This window comes from Bacillus sp. HMSC036E02, from assembly GCF_001836235.1.
Classification (GTDB): domain Bacteria; phylum Bacillota; class Bacilli; order Bacillales; family Bacillaceae_G; genus Bacillus_A; species Bacillus_A cereus.
This window is the reverse complement of record NZ_KV827801.1, coordinates 1-20,136: the sequence shown is the minus strand read 5'-3', so window position 1 is coordinate 20,136 and position 20,136 is coordinate 1. Positions and strand designations below refer to the sequence as shown.

Genomic DNA, 20,136 nt, shown 5'->3' with positions numbered 1-20,136 from the left:
TAAAGGAAAGTTACTTTTCGCAACGGTTTAACTCTCAAGAAAAATGATATATCTAGCAAAAACATAGTTTGGTCTATATAATGCAACTTCTACCTATTAAAAGAACATACACCCTTTTACATACGACATCATTTTTCTAAATTATACAGGGGGGAACGAACATGACCATTGAAAATCAATTTATTCAAAAAGTTTACTATAAAACATTTTTAACAGAAAAAACTTCTACTCCTGCATCGGAAGTACTCGGTGAAGCATATATAAATGAATCTAAAAATGAATTCTCCAACATTTCTAATATTCGATTTGCTCAAGGTGAATTTTATTATCAAAATAAAGATTTTGAAGCAGCTATATTTAAATGGGAAAAAGTAAATAATGCTCTTGCACTTTGGGCGACAAAAAATATTGCAGATGCTTATTTTGAACTAGGATTCTTACCAAAGGCAGAAGAAATTTATCAATCTATTCAAACGGAAGATACAACTCTTACGATGGAGGTTTCCTTACAACTTCTTTCTCTTTATATCGAACAAGATCGTTTAGGACTCGCTTTTAAGACGATTAGTGAAGCTGTTGCATTCCAACCGGATTATCCAAATATTACTGCAATTGCACGTTCTTTCTATGAAAAACAAGAAGATTGGAACAACGCTATCGAACTAGCTGTTCAAGAAGGTATTCGAACACAATCTTTACACTGGTTTGATACGTTAATAAATTACATAAACAAAGGATTTACAAAAAATATTAAGCCTGAATATTTCTATGAGTCTTTAAAAGCTCTATATGCTGTTGATCAAGCTCAATTTAAAGAGCTTGTTATTGCTCTTTGGAATAGCTATCAACATGAATCCTTATACCTTCCTTGGATTCAAAGTATTAATCATTTATTCTTGCATATTGAAACAGACAATAATGACGATTGGAATGAAATTTCTACTCGCTATCAAGAAACATACTTTGCATTAATTACCGGAAATCATTTTATGCATGAATTAAACGGACTTGTACCAAATTTATTAACAAATTGGTTTAGTTTAACGAAAGCAAAAGATTCTCTAGTTGTCTCTGCAGCAGTGTTAGCATGGAATGAAGTCTCACCTACAACTTTAGAATCATTACTCGTAAAAAGTGCTGGATCCTTACTTTCTAATACATCAGCTGAAGCAGATGTAAATATGGAAACAGTTTCTCATTTATTCGAAACAATCGCTGTATGGGCTGAGAAAAATGATGTAGATTTAAGTCATCAATTTACGCTACTAGTCCATGAACTATGTGATTTAAATGTCACACCACTACTAATAGCTGGAACTAGTGACCATGATAAAACATCATTTGTTAATTCAATATTGGGAGAGAACATCTTAACTGAAACTTTAACAACTCCTATTCTATTTAAAGACGCTAGTCAAACTGAAATAACAGAATTTACCGAGTTAGATATACGAAATATCCCTAACCTTGATGAATTCCATCAAATAACGGCTACATCTGCTCAGTCAGAACTTGAGAAAAAATGTATAGAAATTAAGCTACCAAGTAGGTTTTTAAGAAAAAATAAGTTTACATTTCTTCTTACACCATCCATTCAAGAGCAATTGGATAAAAACAATGCATACTTTGAATACTTACAAGCAGCAGATAGTCTTGTTTACGTATTAAATTCTTCTTCACCATTGCATAGTAAAGAAATTGATACATTAATTTATTTACGTGAACAAGTACCAAACTTACAAATTCACTTCGTATTACACACAAATAATACGACTACTAATGAAAAACTAATTAGTAAACTTAAAGTACATTTTCCAGATGCACAATTCTTCCCATACTCTCCTTCGCAAGAGAGTAGCCAGCAACTTGGAGATGTAACAGAATCTATTCTCTCTAATCTTGCAAAACGCGATATAGAAAAAGAACGTATAGAAAAGCTAATATGGTTTACACAAAAGACAATTGCTTATCTCATAAATGAACGTGTGGAATTAGAAAATACATTAGTAAAATCCGTACGCTGGAATAAACACATCTCAGTGAAACTTACTGGATTTATTAATAACCTTACTGCTCTTGAAAAAGATAAAATTCGCTCTATTACCGAATCCTATCTTTTAACGAAAGAAGAAATTACACGAGATATACATTCTCAAATTCCTGAATTATTACAGAGTTGCTCTGATCTTGTTCAAGAAGATAGTGATTTCAAACTAGTTCATGAAGAATTAAATGCTGCAATGAATGAACGTGTTCAAAAGCATGTACAACAGGTACTTCTTCCTAAATTTACTGGGTCTATTCAAGAATGGATTGAAACAGCACATAATGAATTTATTCAAGCTCAAGCTTATTTAGATGAAATGAGTGAAACGTTTAATAAATTATATAAAGAAGAACGTATGAAACTTCCTTGCGATTTCAAATTATTAGATGATTGGAATCGAGATGTTGCACGAATGACAAATCGAATTACAGTAACGAACATCAATATTTTATTACGCTTTACACCGACACAGTTTTTCTTAAAAAGTGCCGGAAAATTATTTGGTAATATGCAAAAAAACCAATCTATGCTCGCCAACAAATATAAACAATATATTGAAACAGAAGACTATACAGAAATTGCTCACACAATTTCCAAACAATTCTTCCTTCAATTTGAAGTATTTGAAGGTGCATTAGAACGTGATATCATGATGTTCTTCAAAGATCCACTTAATATATTGAAACAAAATGTAGATGCAGCTCAACTTGAGATACAGGAAGACGAGCAAACATTAGCGACGCTAAGAAGCAATCCAGAAACATATCATGATCCTTTGGCGTTATTTAAACTACAATTACTACAACATAAATTTGTTTTAAGTACTACAAAGAAACATGAAGATATCTTTGTATCAAACGAATCTCCTACTGTTTAACAAAAAAACCAAGCAAACTAAAATTTGCTTGGTTTTTTTTACTTTATTATTTTCATATGTTCAAACGGATAATAAATGCCTGCTAACTTTCCTAACACATCTTCTCTATCAATAAAACCTAAACCATTTCTACTATCTTTACTTATTAAGCGATTATCTCCCATAACAAAAATCTTATTTTCAGGAACTGTAATCGGTCCAAAGTCCTCTGTTAAATTCATAAGTTTTTTTTCTGCTTGTTTTTTATTACTATCCAAATACTCTTCATCTTTCACTTCAGAATTTACATATAATTGATCATTTCTCATCTCAATTATATCTCCAGGCAATCCAATCACTCTTTTGACATAAAAATTATCTGTTTTCACAACAATAATATCTTCTCTCCCATAGCTTTCAAATTGTTTTGCTAACTTATTAACAATCACCTTATCTCCATCTTGCAACGTTGGCCTCATAGATGCTCCTTTTACAGTCGTCGGAAAAAACACAAAAATTTTCGCCAAAAACACCAATAAACATGCAATTGCAATAGTTCCAAAGAATTCACGCCAACGTTTTTTCTTTTGCATCATTTCACCAACTCATCATCTTTTTACTTTTATTATAAATAATACGACCGATGATTTTCTACAAAATTCTGAATTATAAAATTATAATATTAGAAATTTTAAAATAAAAATACTGATCAAATTAACAAGCAAAAAAGATACTCTCAAAATAGTCTATCCACTATTTTTGAGAGTATCTTTTTATAATCCCACATATATAATACACATTTGAGCAGCTACATATGTAAACCAAATCCAAAGTGGCTCATACTTCAATTTACACCCTCCGATATCTGTCATGCCAATAATGAAATCAGAAATTACAAACAGTAAGCCACCAAACGCTGGTATCCACCATATCCCTGTATTTTCATAATATAAGGCGAATGCAAAGCAAGCCATTCCTCCAACCCACAATCCGTAAATTAGAGCTCCTATCGTAAACAACTTATCCTGCTTATCATTTCGGATAAAGAAGAACCATCCTACAATTAGAAAGAGCCCATATACGAGTAAGCCAATCCAAAAACCATTCCATGAAATTCCTGTTTGCAAAAATGCTTTTACATAAAAACAATGAGCAAGAGCGAAAGTAACCATCCCTCCAATTAATCGATGACCAATTGGAATCAGCCCAGCCATAAACAAATCTCCCACAGTCGATAAAGTCATACCAAGTGCAACCCACGTACTATACTCTACAGATGGATCTTGTAACCATATGCAAATTGCACTACCTGTTAAAGAAAAACTAAGAATAAGACGAATTGCTAAAGGTAACGGCATATTATCTTTCGTTCTTTTTGTCTGCCCCATTGCATAAATTGCACCAATAAAAAAAAGAAATATTTGCCCAATTAACACCACGTAAAGTAGATTCATAATATTTTCTCCTCAATAAATGCTTTTTGTATCTTTTTTCGTTACACTTAGTCTATTATCCTTTTTCTATAAAAAAAGAAGAACAGTACTGTTCTTCCATTGTAATCGCTTTTCTGCTCTCTATGCTACTTGTTTTTCTTGCTCCATTTTTTGCTTAGCTGGTGTCCTATTTACCACAATGATTCCCGCGGCTACACATGCTAAACCGAGTAGCACAAATGAATGAATTGCTTCACCTAAAATCATGCTCGATAATAACACACCAAATACGGGTATAAAGAACATATACATAGATACTTTTCCAACCTTGTTATACTTCATAATTGTATTCCAAATGTAAAAACCAGCTGCAGATAAGAAAGATAAATAAATTAGCATAAGTAGTGCATGTAGACTAAATGTAAATGGCATGACTCCAACTTGTAAAGCCCCTATACATAATAATCCTATAGAACCAAAAATCATTTGGTATGCTGTCATATAACCAATATCTAATGTTTTACTACCTTCTTTTGCTAATATGTTTCCATATGAATACAGCATTGCTGCACTAAGAAGTAATAAGCTTCCGATCCCAAAATGAAATGATAAGCTACCATCACTCGGCACATTTACTAAAATGACGCCACAAAAACCAATAGATACCCCAATTAATTTTCTCATATTGAGAGCATCATCTTTATATAAAAAATGGGCGAGTAAAATTTGAAAGAATGATGATGTTCCTGAAATGATAGCTCCTTCAATTCCTGAACTATAACTCATTCCAATGTAAAAACAGATATATTGAAGAAACGTTTGGAATAAACCAATTTGTATTAACTGTTTCCCTGTTCCTTTTTTGAAGCTCATATCTTTTCCTAACACTTGAAAGAATAATAAGAGCATGACTCCAGATAAAAAGAAACGATAACCGGCAAATAATATTTGCTCTCCAACTTCTTGTGGTTGAATTCCAAGTTCAACATAACTTAATTTAATAAAAGGAAATGCGCTTCCCCATAAAAAAGTTGCTACTATTGCAGCAATAAATACGCCAATCGGATGGGTAAAAATTTTCTCTGTCTTCACTTGTTGTCTTCCTTTCCGACCTTTTTATGAACAATATTCATATATACCAGAGGAGTTGCGAAAACACAAGTTTTCCGTTTATACTTGAAACAAAACCGTACCATCTCATAAAAACATATGATATACTATAGAATAATTACAACATAAGAACTATTAAAAACAGATTCAACAGAAATGCTGCTATCCATTATGGATGGCAGCTTTCGTCGTTTTATAGGGGTTTCGATTTTGATTATTTTTCTCAATAAGAATGCGGAAGGAGCGGGTAGTAATGAACTCAGAAGTAAAAACGTTACAGTCAAAAGAAACAATTTCCCATCCCTCTTTATGGGACACATTAAAAAAACATTATGAACTTGTATTTGCATTAGCATCTGGTATTTTTATTTTAGTTGGCTGGTTATTCACAAAGAACGATGTAATGAATGTAGGTATTACTTGCTATATCCTTGCTTATATAGTTGGTGGATATGCAAAAGCGAAAGAAGGCATTGAAGATACGATTGAAGAAAAAGAGCTAAATGTTGAAATGCTAATGCTCTTTGCAGCTATTGGTGCTGCAATTATTGGCTACTGGGCAGAAGGGGCTATCTTAATCTTTATCTTCGCGCTCAGCGGTGCTATGGAATCTTATACATTAAGTAAGAGCCAAAAAGAAATTTCCGCTCTTCTTGACTTACAACCCGAAGAAGCATTACGCATTTCCAACGGAACTGAGGAACGTGTTCCTGTTGGAGAGTTACAAATTAACGACATTATTTTAATTAAACCAGGTGAACGTGTTCCTGCTGACGGTACGATTCATAACGGTGAAACAAATATCGATGAAGCAGCAATCACGGGAGAACCTATTCCAAATGAGAAAAGACATGGCGATGAAGTATTTGCAGGTACTGTAAATTTACGTGGTGCTATCGAAATTAAAATTACGAAGCCGAGCGATCAAACATTATTCCAAAAGATTATCCGTCTCGTCCAAAGTGCACAAAGTGAAAAATCACCATCACAACTATTCATCGAAAAGTTTGAAGGAACATACGTAAAAGGTGTACTACTCGTTGTTGCGCTTATGATGTTCGTTCCTCATTTCTTACTTGACTGGAGCTGGAATGAAACGTTTTATCGCGCTATGATCTTACTTGTAGTCGCATCTCCTTGTGCACTCGTTGCTGCCATTACACCAGCAACGTTATCTGCAATTTCTAACGGAGCAAGAAATGGAATTCTCTTTAAAGGTGGCATACATTTAGAACGCCTCGCTTCAGTAAGAGCAATCGCCTTTGATAAAACAGGTACATTAACGGAAGGTAAACCTACCGTAACAGATGTATATGTTCGAGAAAATATAACAGAAAAAGAAGTACTTTCTATTACAGCATCCATTGAAAGTCACTCTACACATCCTTTGGCTGAATCTATTGTTAAATATGCACAACATGCGTACGACATTACATTAAAAAAACCTGAAAAGGTTGAAGATGTAACTGGTTTTGGGCTAAAAGGAATATTCGAAAACAACGCTTATAAAATAGGTAAAGCTGATTTTATCGGTGAAGAAACAAAAACATTTCATAATGGTATTTCTGCCTCACTTGAAAAGGAAGGTAAAACTGTCGTTTATATTAGTGATGAGGGAGGCATTCTTGGACTTATCGCTTTAAAAGATACGCTTCGCCAAGAAACAATAGCTGCTATTCGTGAATTACAAAGCATTGGTGTCGAAGCAATTATGATTACTGGAGATAATGAAGAAACGGCAAAAGCAATTGCCTCTGAAAGTAATATAAAGGAATATTACGCATCATGTTTACCAGAAACAAAAGTTGAAACGATTAAAAAGTTAAAAGAAAAATACGGTACAGTAGCAATGGTCGGAGACGGTATAAATGATGCACCTGCACTAGCTACTGCTAGTATTGGTGTCGCAATGGGAGAAGGAACAGATGTAGCTTTAGAAACTGCGGATGTTGTACTGATGAAGAACGAACTATCTCGTCTTTCCCAAGCAATTCGTTTATCAAAACGAATGAACCGTATTGTGAAGCAAAACGTAATCTTTTCGCTAGCCGTTATTGCCATGCTAATTTGTTCAAACTTCTTGCAATTTTTAGCTCTTCCATTCGGTGTTATTGGCCATGAAGGAAGTACGATTCTTGTCATTTTGAATGGCTTACGATTATTAAAAGGCAGCAAATAAAACGGGTCCCTCATAGAGGACCCGTTTTTTTTAATGATAGCTATTATGACCGTTCGCACTGCTACTCGTTTTATGCTTTGGATGCGAACTGCTCTTTTGTTTATTATTACTTTTATTGTTATGGTTCTTTTTATTATTACTCATGAAATATCCCCCCTGTTCCTTTTTATTATGGAACAAGAGCTCATTATTCATTACGGGAATTATTGTCACCGGTTCTATAATGGTGGAGTAAACCATTAATTTCACCGCCAAGTAAAATTACCCATCCAGTTAAGTAAAACCATAACATTAAAATAATGATACCACCGAGACCACCATATGTATTGGCGTAATTCGCAAACTTATCTACATAATAAGCAAATGAGTACGATACCACAATCCATCCTACAGTAGCAAATAACGCCCCTGAAATAACTTCTCTTCTTTTTAACTTTCGATCTGGGGCAAATGTATATAAGAAACTAAACAAAGCAAATAGCACGAAGAAACTCGCTACTAATCGTGTAATGCTCCACACGAAAGAAAAACTATCTGATAAACCGAGTGCTTTAAACACTGCTGCTCCAATAACTTGTCCGAATACCGGAACAATTAACGCAAAGACAATCATAAAAATAATGGCTAATGTAAACACAATTGATAACGCTCTTGTTGTAATAAAAGAACGTGTTTCCTTCACGTCATAAGCGCGGTTAAAAGCATTCATAACCGCATTAACACCATTTGAGGCAAACCATAACATGGATAATAAACCAAATGATAATAAACCACCATTTTGCTGGTTTACAACTTTATCTACATTTACCTCAATTAAGTTCATTGCATCATCTGGTACATAAACCTCTAATAAACTAAGCACATCCTCTGTTTGAATGGGAATAAATCCAAGAAGCGTAATTAAGAAAACGAGCCCAGGAAAAATTGCAAGCAAGAAGAAATAAGCGAGCTGTGCTGCCAAGCCCGCTACATCATCGCGCATCGTCCGGTCATATAAATCTTTACCAAACGAATAAGTACGATTTCTTCTCACCTTTTCTAAAATTTTTCTCATATATGTTTAAACGCTTTTCTTCTCTTCTTTATCTTGCTTTAACTCAATGTACGCTTCAGTTTTTTTTTCCACTGCATTTGAGTCTTTCATAAATAATTCACGCGCTTCTTTCATACCACCATCTTCAGCAACTACTGGCTCTTCTTCTGCTTTCAGCTCATCTACCTTTGGAGATACAGCTTGAATTTCAATCGTTTCTGGCTTTTCTTCTGGCTCAACTTTTTTCTTACTAAAAATTTCTTTCGTTTCTTTTAACGTCTCTACAACAGATGGCGTTAATTTTTTAATTTCTGCTACTTTCGCTTTTACCACATTGAAATCAGCAAGTTCGCGTCCTTTATCTGTAACAGTTTGCACTTTTTCTTTGATCTTTGCATTTTCACCAATTTCAATCATCTTTGTTTTTGCTTTTTCTGCTGTATTTTTTACTTTTTCACGGTTTTCTTTCTTTAACATGGATACAGCTACACCTGCCGCTACACCAATCGCAATGTTTCGAGCAATATTATTTTTCTTTGCCATATTCCTTCACCCTTTCATTTCTTATGTTAGAAAGTATTTCTTTCTAAGCTTCCTCATATTCCTTGTTCATTTCGAATGAAAGCTAATAGCTTTGCACACCCTTCTGTTACAAGGTCATATACTTCTTGGAAATTCCCTGTATAGTAAGGGTCAGGAACGTCTGTCCAGCCACCGTCTGGAACAAAGTCGGACAGCCTACCAATATAGCCTCCAGTTTTACCTAAACTTTTTAAATCTGCTATATTCTTGTTGTCCATGGCAATAATATAATCAAACTTTGTTAAGTCTTCTTTTTCTACTTGCCTTGCTTTAATTCCTTCAAAAGTGACTGCATTTTCTTTTAAAATTTTTTGTGTTCCTTTATGTGGCGGATGGCCAACATGCCAATCTCCAGTTCCTGCAGAATCAATGACAATTTTCTCTTCAAGTCCCTCTTTTACGACAAGATTTCGAAAAATCGCTTCTGCCATCGGAGAACGGCAAATGTTCCCAAGACAAACAAACAATACTTGAACCATGTTTTTGTTTCTTCCCTTCTTGGTGCATTTCTTCATATATACTTATAGTATAAACAACCAATTATTAAATATAAAGGAAATCCCTACTAATTTAATGGGATTGAAAAGATTCATTAACGAAAATGATAAAAAATGTTAAGATAGCCTTATGTTATTTTAAAGGGGGACACTTCGGTGGATTTATCCGTAAAGTCAGAAGAAAACGTTGAATATATGGTCGAAGCTATTAAAGAAAAATTACGTATGGTTAATGCTGGAGCGATGAGAGCTGCTAGTTTTAACGAAGAAATGTACGAAGATTTACGTGACATTTATGATCATGTTATGAAACGTGAAACATTCAGCATTAGTGAAATGCAAGCTATTACAGAAGAATTAGGTACATTAATTAAAAAGTAAAAAAGCCTCTCTTATATGAGGCTCTTTTTTATTTCCAACAAATTCATGACAACTCATCTCTTTCCCTCAACCAACTGTAAAATATTGTACAATAGAAGTAGAACCTCATCTTAGATTTTTTCTCCATACATACTACTCACAAATAATAGCAACACTACCATTGCTAACTGTTTTTACTGGAGGTGCTTACTTATGAGCAATTGGTACAGTAAGACGAAAGATCAAACATTAATTGACCTAGAAACAAACGAACAACACGGTTTAACAGATGAAATTGTAAGTGAACGTTTAAAGCAATACGGTTCTAATGAATTAGCTACAAAACAAAAACGCACTTTATGGCAGCGTATTTTCGCCCAAATTAATGACGTCCTCGTATATGTCCTTATTATTGCTGCCCTTATTTCTGCCTTTGTAGGTGAATGGGCGGATGCCAGTATTATCGCGCTTGTTGTAGTTTTAAATGCTGTTATCGGTGTTGTCCAAGAATCTAAAGCAGAACAAGCTTTAGAGGCACTAAAAAAGATGGCAACACCTAAAGCTATCGTCAAGAGACATGGTGAACTAAAAGAAATTCCATCTGAACACGTCGTTCCAGGGGATATCGTTATGCTCGATGCCGGACGATATATCCCATGCGATTTACGCCTTATTGAAACCGCAAATTTAAAAGTTGAAGAATCTGCTCTAACTGGTGAATCTGTCCCTGTTGATAAAGAGGCAATCTACCACCCTTCCATGCAAAGTGATGAACAAGTACCACTCGGCGATCAAAAAAACATGGCCTTTATGTCTACTCTTGTAACATACGGAAGAGGCGTCGGTGTTGCTGTTGAAACTGGAATGAACTCACAAATTGGTAAGATTGCTACCCTTTTACATGAAGCAGACGATGATATGACACCACTTCAAAAAAGCTTAGCACAAGTCGGAAAATATTTAGGCTTTGTCGCTGTAGCTATTTGTATCATTATGTTCCTCATCGGTTTTTTACAAGGCCGGGATACGTTAGAAATGTTTATGACTGCTATTAGTTTAGCCGTTGCAGCTATTCCAGAAGGCTTGCCAGCTATCGTTTCCATCGTTCTTGCAATTGGTGTGCAACGTATGATTAAACAAAACGTTATCATTCGCAAACTACCAGCTGTTGAAGCCCTCGGTTCTGTCACAATTATTTGTTCAGATAAAACAGGTACGTTAACGCAAAATAAAATGACCGTTACTCACTTTTATAGTGATAACACATACGATCGCTTAGAAAGTTTAAATGTAAATAATGATGCGCAACGTCTATTGTTAGAAAATATGGTGCTATGTAATGATGCGTCTTATAATAAAGAATCACAAACGGGAGACCCGACTGAAATTGCACTTCTCGTTGCTGGAACCACTTTTAACATGCAAAAAGATTATTTAGAAAAAATACATGAACGTGTTAACGAAGTACCTTTCGATTCAGATCGTAAAATGATGTCAACCGTGCATACATACGATGAAAGCTACTATAGCATGACGAAAGGCGCTATCGATAAGCTCTTACCTAGATGTACCCACATATTTAAAAACGGTAAAATAGAGGATCTAACAGAGGCTGATAAAAATCAAATATTAGAAGCTGCTGGGGCAATGTCTCGAGAAGCTTTAAGAGTGCTTTCATTCGCATTTAAACAATACAATTCAAGCAATGTGGATATAGATCATCTCGAAGAAAACCTCATCTTTATTGGTCTTGTCGGTATGATTGATCCACCGCGAACTGAAGTAAAAGATTCCATTACAGAATGTAAAAAAGCCGGTATTCGCACAGTTATGATTACTGGAGATCATAAAGATACCGCCTTTGCGATTGCCAAAGAACTTGGTATTGCTGAAGAAATATCTGAAATTATGATTGGAACTGAATTAGATAACATTTCAGATACAGAGCTAGCAAGCAAAATTAATCACTTGAATGTATTCGCGAGGGTCTCTCCAGAGCATAAAGTGAAAATTGTAAAGGCATTACGCGCGAAAGGAAATATCGTTTCTATGACTGGTGATGGCGTCAATGACGCTCCATCTTTAAAACAAGCAGATGTTGGCGTAGCGATGGGCATTACAGGAACAGACGTTGCAAAAGGGGCAGCAGATGTCGTGTTAACAGATGATAATTTCTCATCTATTGTGAAAGCCGTTGAAGAAGGTAGAAATATTTATCGTAACATAAAAAAATCAATTCTCTTTCTACTCTCTTGTAACTTCGGAGAAATTATCGCTTTATTTTTAGCGATTTTACTCGGCTGGGCAACACCACTACGACCTATTCATATTTTGTGGGTGAATTTAATTACAGATACACTGCCTGCATTATCACTTGGGGTTGATCCTGAAGATCCAGATGTGATGAAGGAAAAACCACGACATGCGAAAGAAAGCTTATTTAGTGGCAGCGTTCCTTTCCTGATTTTCAATGGAGTTATCATTGGACTTTTAACGCTAATAGCTTTTATCGCCGGAGCAAAATTCTATACTGGAGATACAAATTTATTCCCTCTTTTCCCAGAGCGAATTGATGACGATGCTCTATTACATGCTCAAACGATGGCATTTGTCGTTCTTAGTTTTTCTCAGCTCGTTCATTCATTTAACTTGCGTTCAAGAACGAAATCCATTTTTTCAATTGGGGTATTTACAAATAAATATTTAGTCTTCTCTCTTCTTATCGGTATTTTAATGCAAGTTTGTATCATCTCTATCCCACCTCTTGCAAATATATTCGGTGTACATGCATTAACGATGCGAGATTGGGGATTTGTTCTCTTATTAAGTATCATTCCACTTGTTGTGAATGAGATTATTAAATTAGTGAAGAGAAACTAAAAGGCAATGAGGAATAGTCCTCATTGCCTTTTCATTTACCCTTGTAATTCTTTTTTAATGTTCTCAGTTAATGTAGCCATACGTTTGCGGCTTTCTTCACGCTCACGTTTGTTTTGCTCTTCAATTTGTTGTGTTTCTTGCATACCTCTTGAAATAATGTTCCAAGTTTCCTCAAGCGTTTCCATCTTAATACTAGAAGAACCTGATAATCTTGCTACTTCTACACTTTGCGTTGCGATATTTTGTGCATTTTTCTTAAGTAATTCATTTGTACGGCGATCCAGTTCAGCCATAGAATCTGCAACAAGCTTTTGACGCTTCGCATTTACCGCTTGAATGATACCATTTTTAAAAATAGGAATCGTTGTAATAAATGCTGTATTAATTTTACCAATTAATTTATTATTACCACGTTGAATCATACGAATTTGTGGTGCTGTAAGTAACGCAACCATACGTGCTTTTTCTAAATCATCAATACGTTGCTCTAAAATTTCAACAGAGTTTTTAAGCGACTCTAATTCAATACCTGCTAATTGATCATTATTACGCACACGCTCTTCATACATCGGAACTAATTCTGTATTTAAACGCTCTAATAGCATTTCTCCTGCTACTACGTACTTCTCTAAGTCTAAATAATATTTTAAGTTTTGCTCATACAAGCCATCTAACGTACCAATTGATTTTTTCATCTCATCTTGGTACTTCGTAATTTCCACATATACTTTATCAATTTCACGGCCCATCGTTTGATACTTGCTAAAAATTTGTTCTATCATTTTATCCGCTTTTTTGAACATACGTGAGAAGAAACCACTTTTCTCTTCCGCAAAGTCTTTGCTATCAAATCTGTCCATAATTTTACCAAGCTGTTTTAATAATTCACCAGAATCTTCTATCTTTGATAATGACATTGTATGTAAAATTTGATCAGCAAAACGTGAAATTTCCATAGAAGGTTCTTTTCCAAGTTCAATTAATTCTAATTGATCTTTAATATCTACCGCATTATAAATACGTTGTACATCCGCATCTTTTCTAAGTTGTAAGCGAACATCTTGTGCTGTTTGCTCATTTAATTCTGTTTTCGGATCTAGTACGACTGGGTTATTCATATAGTATTCTCCCTTTCCTTATAAAAATGGACGAAATAGTCCTTTTATTGTTTGTGATAAATTTTTATAAGCTGATGAACCATGAAACTCAAGATCGAAATTAACCTCTTCAAGCCAATGGGAATCAAATGCCCCCGCTTCAATATACGGTTCAATATCGTTTCTTCCCGTTGGATTAAAATGGAATACATCTACTCCAATTTGATTTAAAAATAGTAATAAAACAGCATCAGAACGAGTTAACTCTCCACTCTTCTCATTATTAAATATAACAATTTTCGGTACATCTTGTGAATAATCAAATTTCTCAAGTTGTTCTAAAATATTCGGTGGTATTTGAGAAAGTTGCGCGAAAACATATAGCGCTACATCTTGTTTCGTCTCTTTCGCAATTGGTTTGCACATTTCACTTTCACACGTATGGATAATCGCTTCTGCAATCCCATGTTGTAAACCTTCCGGTAAACGCTTATGCGGCCACCAATGGCTATTCATAATTAGATCAGGATGTAATTTCCCCCCACGGTCTAATGCATCTCGGTAATGATATTGGAAATTTGCTTTTTGTTCTTTCGTAAACGGGAATGTATTAATTAATAAACTATTATCAAATGATGTAACAGCCTTTAATCGTTGAAAATACTCTTTATCATTCTTTGAAACACCTGATATTTTCGCAAATAAAGAAGGGATATAAATGTGTTTATTTTCAACAAAGAATGTCGGACGTACAAACGCCTTTTCTTTCGTAATTAAAAAGAGTTCATCATATGTTGTTTTTAGTGTACGAGCTACAGGCGTATAGGAACGGAATTGCCACGGCTTGTACAGCAGTGAATTATCGTGGTGAAGTACTTGCTCAATTTCTTTTGAAGCTTGATACGCTACTGTTGCCACACGCTCGCGGCGGCGATCTGGAAATGGTTCAAGAGAAATACGGCCTGGATGAGACACAATAAAGGTCCTTCCCTCTTCATCGACATTCTCAAATCCATCTTTTCCTTCTGGATGATAATAAAGCACATCACAACCGAGCATAATAAGAAAGTATAAGAAATATATACGGCTTTCCTGTGCATCACCATACCAAACGATACGCGGCATTTGTTTCTTATAGTTAATTGTAGAGAACCACTTCGCTACGTAATTTTCGCTTAGTTTAATTATGTCGATTAAGAAACGCCGGAAGCCTTCTGTCTTTAACGACTGATTATGTTGTTTCTCATATAATTTCAATAGTGAAATAAACGTCGTATGTATGTAATGCTGTAAATCAGGATTGTCTACTTTCGGTAAAAGTTGTTTCCCAGATAAGTGTGCAACTAACCTATTTACTGTCAGACCATTTGGTGCTTCTTGATGTAATCCGAACACTTCTTGAATATGACGAAGCTTTTCCGAATCAATCACTTTGTTTAAATTTTGTTCGTGTAAAACTTCGATTCCTTTCGCTTCACTATAATCAAACAGTTCATTAAAATATTCATCTACATCATTAGGAACGCCAAGGATTCGACATGCTATATAACTAAATTTCATCTCATTCTCTGTCAGTTCATATTGTGGACGTTTTTCTAAAAGCGTTTCAAATTGCTTTAAATCTGATTCATCTTTTAATGCATATGGTTGAAGTGTAAAACGTGAAAACACAACAGTTCACCTCCAAAAACATTTACGTTTTTTCTAAGTCCTTCTTCTATTATAAACTATTTTTGGTTATAAAAAATGGGCGCTCACAAAACGAGCAAACCCATTTCAATTATTTATTGTCTTCTTTAGTAGCTGCAACTTCTTCTTTAGCTTGTCCAGAATTCTTCATGTAGTGAATTATAAATGTTGCTCCAAATGCTACAACTAAAATAATAAAGAATAGTGTATGACTAATCTCAATCTCGATTAAAGACAGTAACATTTTCGATGCAATAATTAAGATTAAAATGTATGCTGTCGTTTCAAGCTCTGGAATACGCTCTAACAATTTCAAGAATACACCGGCAATACCACGCATCATTAAAATACCTAGCATTCCGCCTAATAATAAAATCCAAACTTCATTAGATACACCAAATGCAGCAAGTACACTATCTACAGAGAATGCGATATCCATTAATTCGACCATTGCAACTGTTCCCCAGAAGACACCGAACATTCTGAAGAAAATACTGTTTTGGTTCATACCATGAGCTTCCTCTTCTTCACCTGCACCTTTACGCTTATCAATAAAGTATTTTACTGATAACCAAGCAAGGTAAAGTGCACCAAGAAGTTTTACCCACCATAATTTAATTAAGAACATTCCAATTCCAATTGCAATAAAACGGAATATATAAGCTCCAATAAGTCCATAGAATAATGCTTTTTTACGTTTCTCTTCAGGAAGGTGTTTTACCATTACTGCTAACACAAGTGCGTTATCAGCAGATAACAACCCTTCAAGTACAACAAGTGTACCAATTAATCCCCAAGATACTGGATCTTGCAACACTTTAATCCACATGTCCAAGTCGAAAAACTGAGCATACGTATCAAGGATTCCTTGCAAAATACTCATCTTACCTTTATCCCCTATTCTTTGCTAGATTTATAGAAAGGTCAAAAAAAGGAAACGAATATCGTTTCCTTTCTATGCATCCAAGCCATACGCTCTTACAAGCGCACCTAAACCACCTTGGAATCCACTTCCTACTGCATTAAACTTCCACTGTCCATTATGACGGTATAATTCACAAAAGACAACTGCTGTTTCGATGGAGAAATCTTCCCCTAAATCAAAACGAAGAACTTCTTCATTCGTCTCTTCATTCGCTAAACGAACAAACGCATTTCCTACTTGTCCAAAGTTTTGACTACGGCCTTCCGCATCATAAATCGTAACTGTAATAGCAATTCTGTGCACATCTGCTGGAACTTTCTTCAAATCTACAACAAGTTGCTCATCGTCACCTTCACCTTCACCTGTACGGTTATCTCCTGTATGTAAAACAGATCCACAAGGAGACTGTAAATTATTATAGAAGATAAAATCAGTTTCCTTCGTACATTTTCCGTTTGCATCTAATAAAAAGGCAGATGCATCTAAATCGAAATCGGCTCCGCCGTCATAAGATTTAATATCCCATCCAAGACCAATTACTGCTTTTGTTAAACCAGGGCTTGTCTTACCTAAATCGATTTTCTGGCCTTTTTGTAATTGAATAACCATCTATATTCACCTCTATATTTTTATCTTTAAAAATATATCCATCAGTAAACATACATTTCACCGATGGATATACAAATCAAATCTATTACTCTACATCTAAACCAAAGTTATTACATAGAGACGCTAATCCACCTTGGAATCCACTTCCGATTGCATTGAATTTCCAGTCACCTGCATGACGATATAATTCACCTACTACTACGGCTGTTTCAATAGAGAAATCTTCTCCTAAATCGTAACGAATTAATTCTGCATTCTTTTCTTCGTCGAGAATACGTACGAAAGAATTAGAAACTTGTCCGAAGTTTTGGCTACGGCCTTCTCCATCATAAATTGTAATTGTGAAACAAATACGTTCGATGTGAGCAGGAACATTTTTCAAATCTACTTTAATCGCTTCGTCATCGCCTTCACCTTCACCAGTGCGGTTATCTCCTAAATGCTCTACAGCACCATTCGCACCTTTTGGATTATTATAGAAAACGAAATCTTCAGCTCCTGAAACTTTACCATTCGCACCTACTAAGAAAATACTAACATCTAAGTCGAAATCGTTTTGTCCGTCATAACGATTCGTGTCCCAACCAAGTCCTACAAGAACTTTCGAAAGACCTGGATTCGTTTTTGTTAAGTCTACCTTTTGTCCCTTTTTCAATGAAATTGATGCCATATACAATTCCTCCTCGGTTATTTTATTGATAACGTGATACAATCTCACTTAAGTTTTTATCTTGCGTGCCTTCTCCAACTGCTGAAAACTTCCATTCACTTCCGTGACGATACATTTCACCTGCAATTAGAGTCGTTTTGCCAGCATAATTATCCGATAAATTATAGCGTGCTAATTCTTCACCAGTTTGCGGGTTTTGAATACGAATATATGCATTACGAATCATCCCGAAATCTTGACGACGATTTACACAGTCATAAATATTTACAACGAATACTAAACGATTAATACGGCTCGGAACTTTATGTAATTCTACGAAAATTGTTTCGTCATCACCAGCGCCTTCACCTGTTAAATTATCTCCTGAATGAATAATACTACCACAAGTAGAAAGTTTATTTCCGAAGTAAACTAAATCATTTTTGTTTAAAAAACGATCTCCTTCTAACATAACAACAGATGCATCACAATCTACATTTGGTTTACTTCCAAATAATGAAGACAGAAATCCACCTGATTGCCCAATTGGATCCCAGCCTAAGCCAACCTGTAGTTTTGCTACTTTTGGTTGTCCTTTCGTTAAATCGATCTTTTGACCTTTTTCTAAAATAATAGGCATGAAGTTTCTCCCTTTCTACAAAGCATTTTCCAAATCGGAAAATATTGTATTCTTCTCTTATATTGTAGCATTATTTACCTAGCGATAAAAAGGATAAATTCTCAGTTATATGAAAACATTCATATAATTTACTTATGATGATGTAAGAAGTGGTAAATAGCACCAATCATTCCTGCACAATTACCGTTTTGTGCAAGTTCAATCTCACAATTATTATAAATCTCTTGATTTAAGTATTTACTGATTTCTTCTTTTACTTCTTTTAAAAACTCATTTCCTCTATCGGTAATTCCTCCACCAATAATAATCGTTTCTGGATTAAAAATATAAGCAAGATTACTAATTCCGATTGCCAAATGTTTAAAGAAGATCCCAACTGCTTGAGCAACTTCCCGATCTCCTTTATCATACAACTCGAAAATTCTTTTCCCATTCCACTCGCCTTTGCCTTTATATTTTCTTACAAGCCGAATTAATCCTGAAATCGAAGCAACCTCTTCAAACGTTTTTCCTTCTATTAGCATATTCCCCCATTCACCAGCACTAAATGAATGTCCTCGGTACAATTCTCCATCTATAAAAATTGCTCCCCCAACTCCTGTTCCAATGGTGAGCATAATAAAGTTCTTTTTCTCTCTTCCACTACCATTCCACTTTTCTCCAAACGCTGCACAATTCACATCATTGTCAATCGATACTGGAACTTTTAATATCTCTTGCAATCTATCAATAATAGGAATAGTACTATATCCTGGAATATGATCGGCACCTCCCATCACAATTCCTTTATTAATATCAACAATTCCCGCAGTGCTAATACCAATTCCTGCAATAGTATGTTCATTCATTATTTCTTTGGATACATATATAAGTTTTTGAATAATTTGTTCTCCGCCTAAATGAATTTCTGTTGCAACTGTTTTATGCTTTAATACTCTCCCTATTTCTGAAACAATACCATACTTAATTTGCGTACCGCCAATATCAAACGCTATATACACTTTCATCTACTGCCACTTCCTCTACCGTTATGAATGTAAATTCTCCACCTCTACTATTTGTAGAAAATCTACATTAACTCTTTTCTGCTTTGACAAATACACCACCTTTTTCTATATATAGTTTTTTTTGCATAAAACTCTTTTTCCTAAGAAATATTACAAAGGGATGTATTGATGGAATATTAATTTCTTAGGAGGAAAACCATGACGAAAATCTTCATTTTAGCATCAACACTCTCTTTATCTTTTTTTAGCGGTTTAAATATCGGTAATGCCGCAACTGAAAACTTCCAACCATTAACAAACGCTATTGTACAAAATAGCGATCATTTTGCAGAAGGAAACTCAAAGGATAATAATAAACCTCCAGGAAATAACGGTTCTCAGGACGATAGTGGTTCTGGTGGCAGTGGTTCCGGTGGTAACGGTTCTGATGGCAGTGGCTCTGGTGGCAATGGTTCTGGTGGCAGCGGCTCTGGTGAAAACGGTTCTGGCGGTAACGGTTCTGGTGGTAACGGTTCTGGCGGCAACGGTTCCGGCGGTAACGGT

The 20,136-nt window shown here is 35.0% G+C and carries 17 protein-coding genes and 1 pseudogene; 5 read left to right on the top strand and 13 right to left on the bottom strand.

Annotation, left to right across the window (positions count from 1 at the left end; genetic code table 11):
- Positions 1-161 precede the first annotated feature (161 nt).
- Positions 162-2,924: a tetratricopeptide repeat protein gene (locus tag HMPREF2590_RS00680; RefSeq protein ID WP_050821563.1), complete on the top strand. Its 2,763-nt coding sequence runs from the start codon at positions 162-164 to the stop codon at positions 2,922-2,924.
- Positions 2,925-2,962: 38 nt separating this feature from the next.
- Here HMPREF2590_RS00680 and lepB read toward each other — a convergent pair whose 3' ends face one another.
- From lepB to HMPREF2590_RS00665, 3 genes are all read right to left on the bottom strand, one after another.
- Positions 2,963-3,499 (bottom strand): signal peptidase I, encoded by a 537-nt coding sequence (gene lepB / locus HMPREF2590_RS00675; RefSeq protein WP_000983307.1) that lies wholly within the window; start codon positions 3,497-3,499, stop codon positions 2,963-2,965.
- Positions 3,500-3,676: 177 nt separating this feature from the next.
- A complete protein-coding gene (locus tag HMPREF2590_RS00670; RefSeq protein WP_070861267.1) occupies positions 3,677-4,357 on the bottom strand; it encodes a lysoplasmalogenase in 681 nt (226 codons plus the stop codon).
- Positions 4,358-4,477: 120 nt separating this feature from the next.
- Positions 4,478-5,428, bottom strand: a complete 951-nt coding sequence (locus HMPREF2590_RS00665) for a DMT family transporter (RefSeq protein ID WP_050821558.1) — start codon at positions 5,426-5,428, stop codon at positions 4,478-4,480.
- Positions 5,429-5,699: 271 nt separating this feature from the next.
- Here HMPREF2590_RS00665 and HMPREF2590_RS00660 point away from each other — a divergent pair, with 271 nt between their 5' ends.
- Positions 5,700-7,625, top strand: a complete 1,926-nt coding sequence (locus HMPREF2590_RS00660; protein WP_050821556.1) for a heavy metal translocating P-type ATPase — start codon at positions 5,700-5,702, stop codon at positions 7,623-7,625.
- Between the two features lie 187 nt (positions 7,626-7,812).
- Here HMPREF2590_RS00660 and HMPREF2590_RS00655 read toward each other — a convergent pair whose 3' ends face one another.
- From HMPREF2590_RS00655 to HMPREF2590_RS00645, 3 genes are read right to left on the bottom strand one after another with little or no spacing between them, the layout of a single operon-like run.
- Entirely contained in the window at positions 7,813-8,679 is an 867-nt protein-coding gene (locus tag HMPREF2590_RS00655; protein ID WP_001226536.1) for a YihY/virulence factor BrkB family protein, read from the bottom strand.
- A gap of 6 nt (positions 8,680-8,685) precedes the next feature.
- Positions 8,686-9,201, bottom strand: a complete 516-nt coding sequence (locus tag HMPREF2590_RS00650) for a DUF4075 domain-containing protein (protein WP_001085388.1) — start codon at positions 9,199-9,201, stop codon at positions 8,686-8,688.
- Between the two features lie 53 nt (positions 9,202-9,254).
- Positions 9,255-9,719 carry a low molecular weight protein-tyrosine-phosphatase gene (locus HMPREF2590_RS00645; protein WP_000250916.1) on the bottom strand — a complete coding sequence of 155 codons (465 nt, stop codon included), beginning with the start codon at positions 9,717-9,719 and terminating at the stop codon, positions 9,255-9,257.
- 174 nt (positions 9,720-9,893) lie between these two features.
- Between HMPREF2590_RS00645 and HMPREF2590_RS00640 the strand changes: the two genes are divergently transcribed.
- Both HMPREF2590_RS00640 and HMPREF2590_RS00635 read left to right on the top strand, forming a co-directional pair.
- Complete coding sequence (locus HMPREF2590_RS00640) at positions 9,894-10,118, top strand: DUF1128 domain-containing protein (protein WP_000366196.1); 225 nt, start codon at positions 9,894-9,896, stop codon at positions 10,116-10,118.
- A gap of 192 nt (positions 10,119-10,310) precedes the next feature.
- Entirely contained in the window at positions 10,311-12,977 is a 2,667-nt protein-coding gene (locus tag HMPREF2590_RS00635; RefSeq protein WP_050821554.1) for a cation-translocating P-type ATPase, read from the top strand.
- A gap of 35 nt (positions 12,978-13,012) precedes the next feature.
- Here HMPREF2590_RS00635 and HMPREF2590_RS00630 read toward each other — a convergent pair whose 3' ends face one another.
- The 7 genes from HMPREF2590_RS00630 to HMPREF2590_RS00600 all read right to left on the bottom strand — a co-directional run bounded on the left by HMPREF2590_RS00630 (position 13,013) and on the right by HMPREF2590_RS00600 (position 19,593).
- Complete coding sequence (locus tag HMPREF2590_RS00630; RefSeq protein WP_001064405.1) at positions 13,013-14,095, bottom strand: toxic anion resistance protein; 1,083 nt, start codon at positions 14,093-14,095, stop codon at positions 13,013-13,015.
- Positions 14,096-14,113: 18 nt separating this feature from the next.
- Entirely contained in the window at positions 14,114-15,745 is a 1,632-nt protein-coding gene (locus tag HMPREF2590_RS00625; RefSeq protein WP_000492867.1) for a YceG family protein, read from the bottom strand.
- 109 nt (positions 15,746-15,854) lie between these two features.
- The gene (locus HMPREF2590_RS00620; protein ID WP_000025688.1) at positions 15,855-16,646 is read right to left on the bottom strand and encodes a TerC family protein; all 792 of its coding nucleotides are present in this window, start codon (positions 16,644-16,646) and stop codon (positions 15,855-15,857) included.
- Positions 16,647-16,718: 72 nt separating this feature from the next.
- Positions 16,719-17,297 carry a TerD family protein gene (locus HMPREF2590_RS00615; RefSeq protein WP_000236642.1) on the bottom strand — a complete coding sequence of 193 codons (579 nt, stop codon included), beginning with the start codon at positions 17,295-17,297 and terminating at the stop codon, positions 16,719-16,721.
- An 85-nt stretch (positions 17,298-17,382) separates the two neighbouring features.
- Entirely contained in the window at positions 17,383-17,967 is a 585-nt protein-coding gene (locus tag HMPREF2590_RS00610) for a TerD family protein (protein WP_000146726.1), read from the bottom strand.
- A gap of 22 nt (positions 17,968-17,989) precedes the next feature.
- Positions 17,990-18,586 (bottom strand): TerD family protein, encoded by a 597-nt coding sequence (locus HMPREF2590_RS00605; protein ID WP_001121586.1) that lies wholly within the window; start codon positions 18,584-18,586, stop codon positions 17,990-17,992.
- A gap of 128 nt (positions 18,587-18,714) precedes the next feature.
- Positions 18,715-19,593: an ROK family protein gene (locus HMPREF2590_RS00600; RefSeq protein ID WP_000870141.1), complete on the bottom strand. Its 879-nt coding sequence runs from the start codon at positions 19,591-19,593 to the stop codon at positions 18,715-18,717.
- A 198-nt stretch (positions 19,594-19,791) separates the two neighbouring features.
- Between HMPREF2590_RS00600 and HMPREF2590_RS30225 the strand changes: the two are divergent.
- Positions 19,792-20,136, top strand: a pseudogene (locus HMPREF2590_RS30225) (cell wall anchor protein); the annotation flags it as partial.